The sequence below is a fragment of the Kineosporia succinea genome, assembly GCF_030811555.1.
GTDB lineage: Bacteria > Actinomycetota > Actinomycetes > Actinomycetales > Kineosporiaceae > Kineosporia > Kineosporia succinea.
This window is the reverse complement of the sequence record NZ_JAUSQZ010000001.1, coordinates 3162625-3177755: the sequence shown is the minus strand read 5'-3', so window position 1 is coordinate 3177755 and position 15131 is coordinate 3162625. Positions and strand designations below refer to the sequence as shown.

The window sequence follows — 15131 nt, the reverse complement described above, 5'->3', positions numbered from 1 at the left end:
CCGCGTGTCAGACGCGACGCGGATGGTGACGGAGAGGAACATCCGATGACGATTCACCCATCGTGACGTCATTCACGCCTTGTAACCCTAGGCACTAAGGGCACCGCACGCCTCCTGGAGCCGCGTGGCACTTGTCTCGCCCTTCGGCAAGTTTAAGCCGATTTAGGCCAGATTGTGTGCTTAAAATCTGCCCTTCGTCATGAACAGCCATCCCTGATCAGGGTGCTCGCTCACGCAGCGCGACGTCCGGAAGCGGGCGCCCCGCCTCAGGCGTAACGTCCGCACGGTGATTGAAGCCTCCGACAACGCACCCATCGTCGCCCTCCTCGGCACCGGCACCATGGGCCTCGGCATGGGCCTGAACATCGCCCGTGCGGGCCTGTCCCTGCGCGCCTGGAACCGCACCCCGGCCAAGGCCGAGCCCCTGGCCGCGGAGGGCGCCGTGGTGGCCGCCTCCGCCGCCGAGGCGGTGGAGGGCGCGGACGTGGTGGTCACCATGCTGTTCGACGCCGACAGCGTGGCCTCCGCGATCGGGGCCGCCGCCGGGTCGCTGAAGCCCGGCACCACCTGGATCCAGACCAGCACGGTCGGGGTCGAGGGCCACGACCGGCTGGCCGCGCTGGCCCGGGAGCACGGCCTGGTGCTCGTCGACGCCCCCGTGCTGGGCACCAAGGGCCCGGCCGAGCAGGGCGCGCTGACGGTGCTGGCCTCCGGCCCGGACTCGGCCCGGCCGGTGGTGACGCCGGTGTTCGAGGCGATCGGCTCGCGCACGATGTGGGTCGGCGAGGCCGGCGCCGGCACCCGGCTCAAGCTGGTGGCCAACGGCTGGGTGCTGACCGTGCTCGACGGGGTGGCGCAGTCGCTGAAGACGGCGGAGGCGTTCGGGCTCGACCCGGCGCTGTTCCTGGAGGCCGTGAAGGGCTCGGCGGTGGACGCGGCGTACGTCGGACTCAAGGGCCGGGCCATGCTGAATGACTCGTACGAGCCGTCTTTCGCGCTCAGCGGCGCGGTGAAGGACGCCGGGCTGATCGTGGACGGCGCCCGCGCGGCCGGGGCCGACCCGGCGTTCGTGGCGGTGGCCCTCGAGCACCTGGCCCGCGCCGAGCGGGCCGGGCACGGGGACAAGGACATGGGCGCGGTGTACCTGGGGTACTGAGGCGGACGGGCCGGGCCTGGTCGTGAGCACCAGGCCCGGCCCGCGGTTCAGCCGACCGTGACCTTCTGGTTCAGGTCGTTCAGCCCGGTCGACGGGTCCCACGTACCGGTGTTGGCCGTCTGGATGGCGTAGTCCGGGTTCTCCTCCGCCTGGGCCGACGGGATCGAGAGGTAGACCTCGTAGGTGCCCGCGGGCGCCTCGTCCACCGACCCGGTGAGCGTGACCGGCTGACCCGGCCGCCACGTCCGCACATCGGCATCGCTCTCGAAATCGACCGCGACGGTCGAATCACCGCTCTTGAGAACCAGCTTCGCGGTGCGCTCGTTGTACGGCGCGGCCCAGCCCTGGTTCACCAGGGTCACCGAGACCGTGTCGTTCTCGACCGAGCTCTGCTGGAGGACGACGCGGTAACCGAGGTTCTTGGCCGTCGCCTCCAGCCCGTCGGCCCCCCACGAGTTCAGCACGTCGGTGTTGTAGTCGCGGTTGAGGTAACTGTAGTGGTAGCGCGCCATTTCGGCGGACGCGCTGGCCCACTCCGAACGCGGGGCGTTCACGCCACAGGTCTCACCCCCCACGGGCAGGTACTGGCTGTCCTGCTCCAGGTACTCCTGGTCGAGGGTGATCGGGTCGGACAGGAACGTGCCGAAGTCGTCGGCGGAGGCCAGGAAGCAGTCGTTGTGGTGACCCAGGCGCGCCTGGTCGCTGCCGTCGAACGCCTGCTCACCGGTCAGGGCCGTGGCCGACCCCACGTACTGCTGCTTCGAGAACATCGTGCGGGCCGCCACCATGCGCTCGTCGGGTACCGCCTCGAGCAGGGCCTTCACCACCGCGTTGCGCTTGTCCCAGTCGGCCTCGGTGACCACACCCGGGTCAGCCGGGTTCGCCACGAAGTGGTCGGTGTAGTAGCCCTCGCCCCACAGACCGATGAAACCCTGCTGCACGAGCGCGATCACGTCGGCGTTGTCGTGGAACACCGGCTCCAGCTGGTCGATGTGGCCGAGCACGGTGTCGAGCGAGGCGTCGCCGTAGGGCGGGCTGTAGGGCCAGTCACCACCCTGCGCGTACGCGAAGCGCACGATCACCGAGACCCCGGCCTCCCGGGCGGTGTCCAGGTCTTTCTGTACCTTGGCCAGGTAGTCGGCACTCAGGTCGGCGCTGACGAAGTCTTCCAGGTAGAAGACCCGCAGGATCTGCGTGATGCCCTGCTCGCGGTAGCCTTTCAGGGTTTCCGCACTCAGCGCCTGGTATCCGGTGCTGTGGGTCTCGGTGTGTTTGTAGAAGCCCCGTTCGGGATTGGCGATCGTCGCGTCGCTCGCCCGGTAGGTCACGGTGCTCGGTTCGGCTGCCGACGCGTTGATCGCCAGTCCACCGCACAGCACCAGTCCGGCGAGGGTGCCGGCCAGAACCCGCTTGGTGTATCGCATGCCCGGCACGCTAGGCCGGGCGGGCTCAGCTGCACGTTAAAGGTTAGTTTGGCGAACATGCCTACCATCGCGACCGCCAAGCGCGTGGAACTCGACGAGCTGCTGGAGTTCATCCGGCCGCGGCACCGGGCCACGCTGGTCACCACCCGCTCCGACGGCACCCCGCAGCTGTCCCTCGTCACCTGCGGCGTGGACACGCAGGGCCGGATCGTCATCTCGACCTACCCCGAGCGGGCCAAGTCGGTGAACCTGCGGCGCCGTCCCACCGCGTCGGTCTGCATCCAGTCCGACGAGTGGAACGGGCCGTACGTCCAGGTCGACGGCAGCGCCGAGGTGATCGACCTGCCTGATTCGGTGGAGCCCCTGGTCGAGTACTTCCGCTGCATCTCCGGTGAGCACCCGGACTGGGACGAGTACCGGGAGGCGATGGTGAAGCAGGGCAAGAGCCTGATCCGCATCACCCCGGAGCGCTGGGGGCCGATCGCGACCGGTGGTTTCCCGCCGGGCCGGGTGTGAGGCCTGGCCTTCCAGCACTTTCCGGGCCCTGAGGCCTACTAGGCCTACTAGGCCTCGGTCACGACCTCGAACGACCAGATGCTCGAGCCGGTGGCGGCAGGGCTGTCGCCGGCCGGGCGCTGCCCGTCGGTGTGCCCCCGCTGGAAGGCCTGCGACGACTGCCAGGACTCGAAGTCCTCCTTCGTCTTCCAGCGGGTGTAGACCAGGTACTGATCGGTGCCCTCGACCGGCCGGAGCAGTTCGAAGTGCTCGAAGCCGGTCTGGTTCTCCACCATGCCGGCGCGGTTCGCGAACCGCTGCTCCAGCACGTCGCCGCGCCCGCCGGGCACGGTCAGCACGTTGATGACCACATAACTCATGGCCTCATCCTCGTACAGAGCACAACCGGGCCGGTAGACATTCGGGATGACACGGCGATGACTTCGGGCCGCCCCCGGCCGTCTCGGGGGCGCCCCAGGCCGTCACGAGGCCGCCCCAGGCCCTCTCGCGGCCGTCTGAGGCCGGGTCTGCAACCGCCGGTCGTCGTGTCGGACGTCCCCATTAGAGTGCTCCCTCGTGAGCAGCATCCTGTCCGGTCTGGTGATCGCCGTCGGCCTCATCACCTCGGTCTGGACCGCGGTGCTCTTCGCCCGCAACCGCCGCGCCAGCAACACGCTGCTGCTGGTGCTGGTCGCGTTCGAGGTGCTGCTCGTGGTGCAGCTGATCGTCGCCGTCGCCCTGGTGGCCGGTGGTCAGCGGCCCGACGAGACGGCCACGTTCATCTCCTACGCCGCCAGCGAGCTGCTGATCCTGCCCGCGGGAGTGTTCTGGTCGGCCGCCGACAAGTCCAGGACCAGCGTCCTGGTGATCTTCATTGCCTGCTTTGCCGTGGCCGTGATGACGGCCCGGATGTTTCAGATCTGGAGCACCGTCGGTGGATGACCCCCGCACCTCAGGTCCCGGCCGCGTCCTGGTGGCCGTGTACGCGATCTTCGCCCTGGCGGCCACGGCCCGGGGGATCACGCAGATCCTGACCAAGTTCGACGAGGCCCCGCTGGCCTACGTGCTGTCGCTGCTGTCGGGCATCGTCTACATCGTGGCGACCGTGGCCCTGGCCCGCCCGGGAGCGCTCTGGCGCCGGGTCGCGCTGGGCACGTGCGCGTTCGAGCTGGTCGGTGTGGTCACGGTGGGCGTGCTCACCCTGGTCGACTCCGGCGACTTCCCCGACGACACGGTGTGGACGAACTTCGGCCAGGGCTACGGGTACGTGCCGCTGGTGCTGCCGATGATCGGGCTGTACTGGCTGTACCGCACCCGGCCGCGCGTCTGACCCACCTTTCGCCGGTTCTCGAAACCCCCGCCGCGCCCGAAGACGGGTGCGCCGTCTCAGTTCGATGCCCGGTGCGCGCGGACATCGATGTGGAGATGATCGCGTCACTGATCGGCGCCAGCCGCTTCCCGTGAGCGTCGCAGAGCCGGGTGTTCCCGTCGGCCTCATGCCGAGGGCCGGCAGCATCGCGGGGACGAGGAGCTCACCGGTCGCTGCCGTGCCGGCTCGACCAGGGCCGAAGTACGGCCTCGGCCGGATGTATTCGGCTGGAGAGGCAACAGCTTTCCGGGCACCCGGGCCGCATTGATCCGGCCGGACTCGACCTGGTCCACCTCCGCAGCCTCCCGGACCCGCCGGGACACGGATGGGACAGGAACGGGGGCACGCCCCGGGCAGGGACAGCCGCCATCAGCCGCATGCGATGACATGTGACGGCCCGTGCCGACGGTCGGCCGATTGGCCATCGATACTGGTCAGAGTTCCGTTTCAAGCCCTGACCCCGGAGCCCGCTATCGGATTCGAACCGATGACCTGCTGTTTACAAGACAGCTGCTCTGGCCAACTGAGCTAAGCGGGCGGGTTCCTGCACGAGGAACTCTACCGGTCAACCGGACCCTGCGTGCGAACCCCGCGCAGGTGGGTCAGGCCGTGACGAACGGCCTCAGATCCTGGCTCACCGAGCCCGACACACTCCCGGCCCGGTTCTCGACGCCCACCCGCCTCAGCATCTAGGATCCGCGACGTCTTCCTGGACATGTGTCCGAAAACCGGCACACCCGCCGGTGAATCCGCCACCGTTATCCGGATGTGACCACTCCAGAGCCATTTACGACACCGTCCCGCTCCGAGCGCGGCATCCGCTCATAGAGTCAGGAACCAGACAAACCCGAATAGTCTTGTCCGGGACGGAAGTCCGGATCCGGGCTATGACTTGCGTCACCTGTGACCGCTAAAGGACGCTGTGTTCCTGGTTTCCACTGGTGGACATGTGAGCCAAGTGCCTAGTTTCGCCCTGTGACAAATGGACCGCGAACCGTACTTCTCGGGGCCACCGGCTACCTGGGCCGAGTGACGGCCCGGGCCCTGGTGGAACGAGGCCTCAGCCCCATCCTGGCCGGTCGGGACGGCCGCAAGCTCTCTCAGCTGGCCGACGAGCTCGGCGGTCTGGACTTCCGCATCGCCGACGCCAGGGATCGCGGTTCCCTGACCGCCCTGATCAACCCGGGCGACGTCGTGCTCAGCACGATCACCCCGTTCCGCACGGTCGGCGAGGAGGTGGTGCGCGCCGCCGTGACGCGCCGCGCCCACTACCTCGACGTGGCGCCCGAGCCGCCGTTCGTGCGCACGGTGTTCCAGAAGTGGGGACGCCCGGCCCGCGAGGCCGGCGTGGTGGTCATGCCCAGCGTCGGGTTCAGCTTCTCCCCCGGCAACATCGCCGGGGCCGCCGCTCTGCAGGAGGCCGGTTCCGCCGCCACCCGCGTCCAGGTGGCCTACTTCGTACTCGGCGACTTCGACCAGGCCTCGTTCAGCGCCGGGGTGCTCGAGTCGGTGACCGGCGCCCTGTTCGAGCCCGGCCTGGTGCGCCGCGACGGGGTGATCGAGTCGGAGATGCCCGGACGCCGCGAGCGCACCTACACGATCGACGGCATGGAACGCACGGCCATCAGCGTCGGTGGCCCCGAGCACTTCACGCTGGCCCAGTTCCAGCCCCGGGTGCGGGATGTCGACGTCTACATCGGCTGGCTGCGCCCCGATCCGAACGGCAAGTCACTGCTGCCGAAGTCGGCCACCAGCACCGCCCGGCTCTCGCCGGGGCGGGCGATCACGAAGATGATGCACCGGCGGATGGTGCGCGAGGCCACCGGCGGGCCGGACTCGGCGGGGCGCACCGCGATGGTGAGCATGGTGGTGGCCGAGGCCCAGGACCAGGCCGGCAACACCCTGGCCCGGGTGACGCTGACCGGCCCGAACCCCTACGACCTCACCGCCCGGCTGCTGGCCTGGCACGCGATCGCGGTGCCGAACTGCGGGCCTACCGTGGCCGGGGCGACGGGACCCGTCAACGCCTTCGGGCTGACGGCCGCCATCGAGGGGGCCCGGCAGGCCGGGCTCGAACGCGTGGACTGAGAACGGCCGGACAGCAAGACTTTCGGGGGGCCGGCGACATGCGTCGCCGGCCCCCCGAAAACGCTCAGCCAACCACCTCGACCCGCTGGCGCTCCCCCTCGTCACCCGCAGGCGACGCCGCGGGCACCTCCGGCCGCAACGGTGACGGCTCGACCCTCAGCGGCCGGGCCAGCCAGGCCGGGAGCCACCAGTTGTACTTGCCGAACAGGGACACCAGCGCCGGCACCAGCAGCGACCTCACCAGCGTGGCGTCGACCAGGATGCCCACCCCGAGCGACGTGGCGAGCACCTTGATCTCGGTGTCGGGCGCCGAGGCGAGCGCCGCGAACGAGAAGAACAGGATCAGCGCGGCCGACGTGATGAGCCGCCCGGTGCGGCCCATGCCCTGTTCCACCGCAGCTCTCGTGGAACCGGTGCGGTCGTACTCCTCGCGCATGCGCGCCAGCAGGAACACCTCGTAGTCCATCGAGAGCCCGAACAGGAACGCGAAAATCAGCACGGGGAGCCAGAACTCCATAGCCCCGGTCTCGCTGACGCCGAACACCGCCTCCGACCCGTGCCCCTCCTGCCAGAAGAACGTAGCCAGCCCGAACACCGCCGCCACGCTCACGAGGTTCAGCACCACGGCCTTGAGCGGCAGCAGCACCGAGCGGAAGGTGCGCATCAGCAGCACGAAGGTGACCAGTGCGATCAGGGTCAGCACGAGCGGGAACCGGTCGTACACGGCGCGCTGGTAGTCCTGCACGATCGGCCCCGCCCCGGCCAGCCCTTCGTAGCCGGGCAGGGCACTCACGGCATCTCGCACGTCGTCGGTGAGCGCCACCGAGGTGTTGTCGACCGTCTCCTGGTCGGGCACCACCACCACACCGGTGAGACCGGAGGGCGACGGGTCGAGCGGGGCCACCACTCTCACCCCGGCGACGGCCGAGGCCGCGGCGACCGTGGCGGGCACATCGGCCGGGGAGGCCACCGCCACGGTGATCGGCGACAGCACGCCACTGCCCACTCCCCCGTCGCGCAGATCGCTCAGGGTCTCGTAGGCCGGGCCGGAGTCGGACAGCGAACCGGAACTGGTGATGCCGAACTGCAGACCGAACACCGGTGCGACGGCCAGCCCCAGCACCGCGGCGCCCACGGCGGCGGCGACCCAGCGGAACCGCACCACACCCCGGCCCCAGGCCGTCCAGGCCCGGGAAGCCCTGCTCTCCTTGCGGATTCGCGGCCAGTCGACGCGGGGCCCGGCCAGACTGAGCAGCGCCGGCAGCAGCGTGAGCACGACCAGCGTGCTCATCAGCGGGATCAGCATGCCGCCGAAACCCATGCTGCGCAGCATCGGCACCGGCACGACGATCAGCGCGACCAGGCTGATCGCGACCGTGACCCCGGAGGCCAGCACCGCGTGCCCGGCCGTGCGCACCGCCGTGACCACCGCCTCGTCGTTGCCCGCCCCGTGCGCCCGCTCCTCCCGCCAGCGCGACACCACCAGCAGCGAGTAGTCGATGGCGACGCCCAGCCCGATCAGCGCGACCAGGAACTGCACCACGAACGACACGTCGGTGACCTCGGTGAGCCCGAGCACCACCAGGAAGGTGGACAGGATGGCCACCGCCGCGATCAGCAGCGGCACCAGCGCCAGGAACGAGGCGAACACGAACAGCAGCACGATCAGCGCCCCGAACGCCCCGATCAGCGTCTCGGCGAGCACACTCGGGCCCTCGGTGTCGTCGGCCGAGTCGAGCGAGAGCTGCTGGTAGCCGGTGAGACTCGTCTCGAGCCCGACCTCCTGAGCGGCCCGGGCCAGGGTCTGCTCGACCTGCCCGGCGAGCGGGTCTTCGAAGCCCTCGGCGGTGGGGGTGAACAGCAGGCTGAACGCGGCCCGCCCGTCGTCGGAGAGGAAGCGCTCGTCACCCGTCTCGGCGTAGCCCACCACCTGGACCCCGGGCAGCTGCGCGAGCGCCGCGTCGACCTCGGCGATCTCGGCCCGGTGCCCCCGGACACCGTCGGCAGCGGCGTAGACCGGCACGAACGACTGCTCCCCGGTGATGCCGTAGGCCTCGCCCAGCTTCGCCGAGGTCTCGTAACCCTCCTGCCCCGGCAGCGAGAAGTCGTAGGTCAGCCGGTCGGGCACGGCGGACGCGGCCCCGACCCCGGCGACGAGGGCGATCAGCCAGAAGCCGATCACCCACCAGCGATGCCTGACGACGAACGTGGCTGTGCGCGTCATGACTCGACTCCGAGCTCCCCTGAACCGGCGACCGGCTCCCCCTTGTGACGAGGTTTCCCGCCACACCAGCCGAGTATGAGGAGCGTCACTGCCCGGGCACGATCGGGGAACACCCTGAACGTGATCCGGACCCGCATCGGTGATCACCCCTCCCGATCGGTAGACGCCCCCGGGCCCCGGAATGTGAGGTGACGCCCGGACGGGCCTCCGAAGTCCGCACAAGGCGGCAATCGAGTGACGACGGACCAATCCGGCGTTCCCCGGAAGCGTCCACCGGACAGGATTTTTGATCTCAGTCACCCTTCGCCGGGCTAAAGCGGATCAACCCGGGCACCGAAAAGTGTCAACGAGGCGTAGACCTCCCCGTGTCGTCCCGTCGGACACGGGGTAAGGGTTCATACACTGCCGGTGAGGAACGCCGTGTCTCGTTGGCGAGGGCGCGGGACACGATGAGGAGAGTCATGCCGCGAGGAGATCTACGCCGGGCCCGGCACGACCTGGCCCGCGTTACCGTCGCCGAGTCGGAGGCCCGGCACCGGGCCCTGCTCGGCGCGCTCCCGGACGGCGTGCTGCTGCAGGACGCGAACGGCAGCGTGCTCCTGGCGAACCCGAAGGCCGGTCAGCTGCTCGGCCTCACCCTGATCGAGGGCCCCGAGGAACCGACCCCGGGTGTGCCCAGCCCGCGCCGGGCCGGCGCCGACGAGACCAGCCCGCTGCACCTGAACGGGCACCGCCGGGTCGCCGAACCCCGCCCCGGCCGCATCGAGGGCCTGAACCGGATCAGCTCGGCCGCGTTGCGCAGCGGCCAGATGCAGAGCGGTTTCACCGACCCGGTGCTGGTCGACGGGGTGAGCCGGCTGCTGCAGGTCACCTCGATCCCGCTGCTGGGCGACGACGGAACGGCCCGCGCGGTGGTCAGCTCGATCACCCCGGCCGCCGACCCGGCGCCCGGCCCGGACGCCCCGGTGCACGACGCCGACGGCGAGGACATCTTCCGCCGCACCATGCAGCACAGCCCGATCGGCATCGCCGTGGCCACGCTGAACGGCCGCTTCCTGCGGGTGAACCGCACGCTGTGCCGGATGCTCGGCTACCGCGCCGACGAGCTGCAGGCCCGCACTCTGGCCGACATCGTGCACCCCAAGGACGTCGACACCGTGCGCGCCCGGATCGCCGGCCTGATCAGCAACGACGAGGACGCGCTGCGGCTGGAGCGGCGCTTCACCGGGCACGGCGGCATGCATCTGTGGGGCACGCTCGTCGTCACCCCGATCCGCGACTCCTCCTCCCGCGCGGTCCAGCTCGTCGTGCAGATCGAGGACCGCAGCGACCTGTACCAGGCCCAGGGCCTGATGACCCACATGACGCTGCACGACCGGCTCACCGGCCTCCCCAGTCGTCCGCTCGTGCTCGACCGCATCCAGAAGGCCCTCGACCGCACCCGCCGCAGCGGTCTGCGGGTGGCCGTACTGCAGTGCGACGTCGACCATTTCCGCGTCGTCAACGACAACGCCGGTTACGAGGACGGCGACGAGGTGCTGGCCGAGATCGGCCGCCGCGTCGCCGGTTCGCTGCGCGCCGGTGACACCGCCGGCCGTCTGGGCGGCGACGAGTTCGTGGTGGTGTGCGACGACATCGCCGACGAGAGCGAGGCCGGCATGATCGCCGACCGGGTGCGCGCCGCGGTGAACGAGCCGCTGGTGCTCGGGGGCCGAACGCTGCGCCCCACGATCAGCGTCGGCATCGCCCTCTCGAACACCGCCGACAACGACCCCCTGATGCTGCTGCGTGACGCCGAGATCGCCACCTACCAGGCGAAGAACCGGGGCCGCGACCGCTGGGACGCCGTGGACACCGGCCTGCGCAAGGCCGCCGCCGAGCGTCTGGACCTGGAGTCCCAGCTGCGCGCCGCGATCACCGACGGCGAGCTGGAGCTGCACTTCCAGCCGATCGTCGGTCTGCTCGGCCGGAACGTGATCGGCCGCGAGGCGCTGGTGCGCTGGCGTCACCCGCAGCGCGGGCTCATGCCCCCGATCACCTTCCTGCCCGTCGCCGAGGAGTCCGGCCTGATCGTCGAGCTCGGCACCTGGGTGCTGCGCGCCGCGGTGCAGGCCGCCGCGTCCAGCCCGCACCCGGGCTACGTGGCCGTCAACGTCTCCCCGAACCAGATGATCCGGCCCGGTCTCGCCGACCAGGTGGAGAAGGCTCTGGCCGAATCCGGGCTGCCCGCCGGGCAACTCGTGCTCGAGCTGACCGAGTCGGTGATGCTGAGCGCGGCGCCGTCGGCCCGCCAGGAGATCGAGCGCCTACACGGCATCGGGGTGCGGATCGTGGTGGACGACTTCGGCACCGGCTTCTCGGCCCTGTCGTACCTGCGCGACCTTCCGGTCTCGGGCATCAAGGTGGACCGCAGCTTCACCTCGGGTCTGGGTGAGGACCCGCAGTGCGACCGCATCGTGGAGGCCCTGATCGGGCTCGGCCACGGTCTCGGCATCGACGTGATCGTCGAGGGCGTCGAGACCGAGGCGCAGAGCGCGCTCCTCGCCGGGATCGGCGTGGAGCACGCTCAGGGCTACCTCTTCGGCAAGCCCAGCCCGCGGTACGAGCTGCTGACGGCCTAGTTCGAGCTGAGCTGCTGCACGATCCGGGTGCCCTCGAGCGGGCCCCAGTCGGGCTTGTGGTCGTTGTTGCCCAGCACCATCAGGCTGGAGAGCACGATCAGCCCGAGCACCACCCAGGCGAACACCCGCACCTGGGTGCCACCGGTGACGGCGGAGGCCAGCTTCTCGGTGCCTCGCCGCACCGGGCCACCACCCGGACCCCACCAGGCCGTCAGCACCAGCGCCACCATGCCCGCCGCGAGCGGGAGGGGTGAACCCGGGATGGCCGCCGAGGGCGCGCCCCCGGTCTGCACCGCGGCGGCGATGAAGGCCACGCTCACGCCGATCAGCAGCGGCAGCATGAGGCTGATCACCGTGGACAGCGTGGAGCTGAGGATGCGCCAGGGCAGGGCGAGCGCCGTGACCAGACCGTCGCTGGCCCGCGAGCCGCGCACGTCGCGCCGCTGCAGGAGCGCCGTGTTGGTGCGGTCGACCACCCGGGCCACCACCATGCCGACGGCCACGATCATCACCGAGCCGTAGGGCGCCACCGCCCCGATCGCGGCGATGGCCACCAGCAGGCCGAACAGGAACAGCGGGATCGAGCCGAGAGGCAGCCGGTCGAGCAGCTTCTCGCCCGGGTTCTCGTCTTCGTGGTGCACGGGCTCGTGGTCGGGGTCGTCGCCGACCGGGCGCCCCTTGGCCAGCACCGGGGCCTGCCCCCGCTGGGGCCGGTTCTCGAAACCGTTGGCCGGACCGCCCTGGCTCCCGAACTGCCCGGCGAAACCTCCCTGGCCGTTCTGACCGTTCTGGCCGTTCTGAGCCGGAGCGGCCGGCGGGTCGAACCGCCGCGTCTCCTGCGGCGCCGAACCCCAGGCGGGCGGGATCACCGAGGTCTCGGCGTTGTTGCCACCGGAGCTCGGGTGGATCACCGAGGTCGCGGCGTTGCTGCCCCCGCTCGGCGGGATCACCGACGTGACGTCGTTGTTGCCACCCTTCGGGGGCGGCGGGAGGACGGAGGTCTGCGCGTTCGCGAAACCGGTGTCACCGGGCGCGAACGAGGGGGGAGGCGTGCGGGCGGTGGCCACGTCGTCGGGGTCGTAGCCGAGCTGACGGCTGGCGGCCATCACCTCGTCGGGACCGGGGACGCGGTGGGTCTCCTCGTCGGGGCTGACATAGACGTCACCCCGCGAGCCCCAGGCGTTCTGCTGGTTCGGGCCGGTGGCCGGGCGGGCCGGCGCGGGGGCGGCCAGGCCGGCGATCAGCTCCTCCGGGTGCGGGCGCACCCGGGGGTCTACCGACAGCGCACGGGTGAGCGTGCTGCGCAGCCCCTCGTCCACCCCGTCGACGTCCATCGCCCCGCGGCGCACCCGGTCGAGCACGACCTCGATCGGCCCGGTGCCGAACGGCGGGCGGCCGGTGGCGGCGTAGGCCAGCGTGGCGCCCCAACCCCACCAGTCGGTGGCCGGGCTCACCGCGTCGCCCCCGATGATCTCGGGCGACAAGTAGCCGGGGGTGCCCATGACCAGGCCGGTGTGGGTGATGCGCGACTCGTCGGCGGCGTGCGCGATACCGAAGTCGATCAGCACCGGCTCACCGTCGAGGAGCATGACGTTGGCCGGCTTCACATCTCGGTGCACGACCCCGGCGTTGTGGATGGTGCGCAACGCGTCGGCCAGCACCTTGCCGATGCGCGCCACATGGCCACGCGGCAGCGGGCCGTGGTCACGCACGTGCTTCTCGAGCGTCTTGCCCGGCACGAAGCTGGTGACGATGTAGGGGGTGTCGCCCTCGACGTCGGCGTCGAGCACGCCGGCGACCCGGGGATGACGGACACGGCGCAGCGTGGCGACCTCGCGGGCCAGACGTCGGCGCGCGTCGGGGTCGCCCGCGACATGGGGGCGCAGCACCTTGACGGCGACGGCCTTGCCGTTCTCGTCGAGACCCAGGTGGACAACGCCCATTCCGCCTTCGCCCAGGCGCTGGACGAGGCGGTACTGGCCGATCCGCCCGGTCTCGCCTGCTGCACGGGCGGTTGCATCGTGCGGCATGGTGAACACGGTAGGCCAAACGCCCGACAACGCGTAGCCGTTGCACGCTGCGCGCAGGTCGTTACCAACCTGTGAGTTCAGGTACTGATATACGCCTGCAACTGGTCGCGCTCACCCTCGAGCTCGTCGATGCGCTGCTTGACCACGTCGCCGATGCTGACGATGCCGACCAGGCGCTCGCCGTCGACCACCGGGACGTGACGGAACCGGCCCTTCGTCATCAGCTTGGCCAGCTCCTCGATCTCGGTGTCGGGAGGGCAGGTCTGCACGTGCCGGCTCATGATCTCGCTCACCGGCTCGGCCAGTAGATCAGGGCCGAAGCGCTGGAGTTTGCGCACGACGTCGCGCTCGCTGACGATGCCGTCGATCGTCTGCCCGTCGGCCGAGACCACCAGGGCCCCGACGCCGTTCGTGGCCAGCAGGTCGAGCAGTTCGGTGACGGGCCGTTCCGGGCTGATCGTGACGACCAGCCCGCCCTTGTTCCGGAGTAGATCACTGATCCGCATGCGGGGAACCTCCCGGGGAACTAGCGGGCGCCATTGTCCATCACCGAGGGTAGGTGAGGGCTGCACGAAGGGGAACCCCCGGCAGTGGCCGAGATCACAGACTCACCCGGGCGGCCGCCGTCGACCCCCGCACCACCAGCTCGGGCCGGAACAGATACTCGGTGCGGGGCGCGAAACTGCCCGTGCCCCCGCCGTGGATGTCGTCGAGCAGAGCCCGCACCGCCGCCGCGCCCATCGCGTGCACCGACTGACGAACGGTGGTGAGCGGCGGGTCGGTGAAGGCGATGAGCGGGGAGTCGTCGTACCCGATCACCGAGACGTCACCGGGCACGGTCAGCCCCCGGTCGCGCACCGCCCGGATCGCCCCGAGCGCCATCAGGTCGCTGCCGCAGATGATTCCGGTGCAGCCGGTCTCCACGAGCCGCCGGGCCGCCGCCGCCCCGCCCTCCACCGAGAACAGGGAGCACTCGATCGAGTCGTCGACATCCGAAAGCCCCAGGTGCCGCTTCATCGCCTGCCGGAACCCGTCGATCTTGCGGATCACCGGCACGTACTGCCGGGGCCCGAGCGCCAGCCCGATGCGGCGGTGCCCCTGCGCCACCAGGTGGGTGACGGCCAGGTCCATCGAGGTCACGTCGTCGTTGCTGACGAACGGTGCGTCGAGCCCCTCGACATACCCGTTGACCAGCACGATCGGCAGGCCCCGGCGGCGCAGCGCGACGTACCGCGACGGGTCGGCCGAGGTGTCGGAGTGCAGGCCGGAGACGAAGATGATGCCCGCGACCCCGCGCTCGGTGAGCATCTGGGTGTACTCGTCCTCCCGCACGCCGCCCGGGGTCTGGGTGCACAGCACCGGCGTGTAGCCGTGGGTGGCCAGTGCCGACTCGATCACCTGGGCGAAGGCCGGGAAGATCGGGTTGTCGAGCTCGGGCACGATCAGGCCGATCAGCCCGGCGGAGTGCCGGGCCAGCCGCACCGGCCTCTCGTAGCCGAGCACGTCGAGGGCGGTGAGCACGGCCTCCCGGGTGGCCTCGGCCACCCCCGACCGGCCGTTGAGCACACGACTCACCGTGGCCTCGCTGACGCCGGCCTGAACGGCGATGTCGGCGAGCCGGGCGCGGGGTGCTGACGGCATCGGCCGCCTCTCTGAACGATTCTCGACGGCTTTATATGAGAACAGACAGATTGCGACATTCGGGGTGAATCAGGACGTGACTT

At 70.5% G+C, this 15131-nt stretch carries 12 protein-coding genes and 1 tRNA gene; 6 read left to right on the top strand and 7 right to left on the bottom strand.

Features of this window, described 5'->3' with window-relative positions:
* Positions 1–286 precede the first annotated feature (286 nt).
* Positions 287–1156 carry an NAD(P)-dependent oxidoreductase gene (locus J2S57_RS13920; protein ID WP_307242509.1) on the top strand — a complete coding sequence of 290 codons (870 nt, stop codon included), beginning with the start codon at positions 287–289 and terminating at the stop codon, positions 1154–1156.
* Positions 1157–1203: 47 nt separating this feature from the next.
* Here J2S57_RS13920 and J2S57_RS13915 read toward each other — a convergent pair whose 3' ends face one another.
* Entirely contained in the window at positions 1204–2580 is a 1377-nt protein-coding gene (locus J2S57_RS13915) for a DUF4832 domain-containing protein (protein ID WP_307242507.1), read from the bottom strand.
* Positions 2581–2637: 57 nt separating this feature from the next.
* Between J2S57_RS13915 and J2S57_RS13910 the strand changes: the two genes are divergently transcribed.
* Positions 2638–3096, top strand: coding sequence for a PPOX class F420-dependent oxidoreductase (locus J2S57_RS13910; RefSeq protein WP_307242505.1), 459 nt, complete (start codon positions 2638–2640; stop codon positions 3094–3096).
* A gap of 47 nt (positions 3097–3143) precedes the next feature.
* On the opposite strand, the gene J2S57_RS13905 is transcribed toward J2S57_RS13910, so the two are convergent.
* A complete protein-coding gene (locus tag J2S57_RS13905; protein WP_307242503.1) occupies positions 3144–3455 on the bottom strand; it encodes an antibiotic biosynthesis monooxygenase family protein in 312 nt (103 codons plus the stop codon).
* A gap of 196 nt (positions 3456–3651) precedes the next feature.
* On the opposite strand from J2S57_RS13905, the gene J2S57_RS13900 reads away from it, so the two are divergent.
* A complete protein-coding gene (locus tag J2S57_RS13900) occupies positions 3652–4017 on the top strand; it encodes a hypothetical protein (protein ID WP_307242501.1) in 366 nt (121 codons plus the stop codon).
* Positions 4010–4405: a hypothetical protein gene (locus J2S57_RS13895; protein ID WP_307242499.1), complete on the top strand. Its 396-nt coding sequence runs from the start codon at positions 4010–4012 to the stop codon at positions 4403–4405. The genes J2S57_RS13900 and J2S57_RS13895 overlap by 8 nt, the downstream gene beginning before the upstream one ends.
* Positions 4406–4908: 503 nt before the next feature.
* On the opposite strand, the gene J2S57_RS13890 is transcribed toward J2S57_RS13895, so the two are convergent.
* Positions 4909–4982: transfer RNA gene (locus J2S57_RS13890), tRNA-Thr, on the bottom strand.
* A gap of 437 nt (positions 4983–5419) precedes the next feature.
* On the opposite strand from J2S57_RS13890, the gene J2S57_RS13885 reads away from it, so the two are divergent.
* A complete protein-coding gene (locus J2S57_RS13885) occupies positions 5420–6532 on the top strand; it encodes a saccharopine dehydrogenase family protein (RefSeq protein WP_307242497.1) in 1113 nt (370 codons plus the stop codon).
* Between the two features lie 64 nt (positions 6533–6596).
* Here the strand turns inward: J2S57_RS13885 and J2S57_RS13880 are convergent, their stop codons facing one another.
* A complete protein-coding gene (locus J2S57_RS13880; protein WP_307242495.1) occupies positions 6597–8756 on the bottom strand; it encodes an MMPL family transporter in 2160 nt (719 codons plus the stop codon).
* Between the two features lie 461 nt (positions 8757–9217).
* On the opposite strand from J2S57_RS13880, the gene J2S57_RS13875 reads away from it, so the two are divergent.
* A complete protein-coding gene (locus J2S57_RS13875; protein WP_307242493.1) occupies positions 9218–11377 on the top strand; it encodes a putative bifunctional diguanylate cyclase/phosphodiesterase in 2160 nt (719 codons plus the stop codon).
* Here the strand turns inward: J2S57_RS13875 and J2S57_RS13870 are convergent.
* From J2S57_RS13870 to J2S57_RS13860, 3 genes are all read right to left on the bottom strand, one after another.
* The gene (locus tag J2S57_RS13870) at positions 11374–13407 is read right to left on the bottom strand and encodes a serine/threonine-protein kinase (protein WP_307242491.1); all 2034 of its coding nucleotides are present in this window, start codon (positions 13405–13407) and stop codon (positions 11374–11376) included. The two genes, J2S57_RS13875 and J2S57_RS13870, sit on opposite strands and share 4 nt — an antisense overlap.
* A 77-nt stretch (positions 13408–13484) precedes the next feature.
* Entirely contained in the window at positions 13485–13913 is a 429-nt protein-coding gene (locus J2S57_RS13865; protein WP_307242488.1) for a CBS domain-containing protein, read from the bottom strand.
* Positions 13914–14007: 94 nt separating this feature from the next.
* Entirely contained in the window at positions 14008–15048 is a 1041-nt protein-coding gene (locus J2S57_RS13860; RefSeq protein WP_307242486.1) for a LacI family DNA-binding transcriptional regulator, read from the bottom strand.
* Between the last annotated feature and the right edge of the window lie 83 nt (positions 15049–15131).

Coding starts and splice junctions, on each gene's coding strand:
- J2S57_RS13915 (WP_307242507.1), bottom strand. CDS start 2,580: ATGCGATACACCAAGCGGGTTCTGGCCGGCACCCTCGCCGGACTGGTG.
- J2S57_RS13910 (WP_307242505.1), top strand. CDS start 2,638: ATGCCTACCATCGCGACCGCCAAGCGCGTGGAACTCGACGAGCTGCTG.
- J2S57_RS13865 (WP_307242488.1), bottom strand. CDS start 13,913: ATGCGGATCAGTGATCTACTCCGGAACAAGGGCGGGCTGGTCGTCACG.
- J2S57_RS13860 (WP_307242486.1), bottom strand. CDS start 15,048: ATGCCGTCAGCACCCCGCGCCCGGCTCGCCGACATCGCCGTTCAGGCC.
- J2S57_RS13870 (WP_307242491.1), bottom strand. CDS start 13,407: ATGCCGCACGATGCAACCGCCCGTGCAGCAGGCGAGACCGGGCGGATC.
- J2S57_RS13875 (WP_307242493.1), top strand. CDS start 9,218: ATGCCGCGAGGAGATCTACGCCGGGCCCGGCACGACCTGGCCCGCGTT.
- J2S57_RS13905 (WP_307242503.1), bottom strand. CDS start 3,455: ATGAGTTATGTGGTCATCAACGTGCTGACCGTGCCCGGCGGGCGCGGC.
- J2S57_RS13880 (WP_307242495.1), bottom strand. CDS start 8,756: ATGACGCGCACAGCCACGTTCGTCGTCAGGCATCGCTGGTGGGTGATC.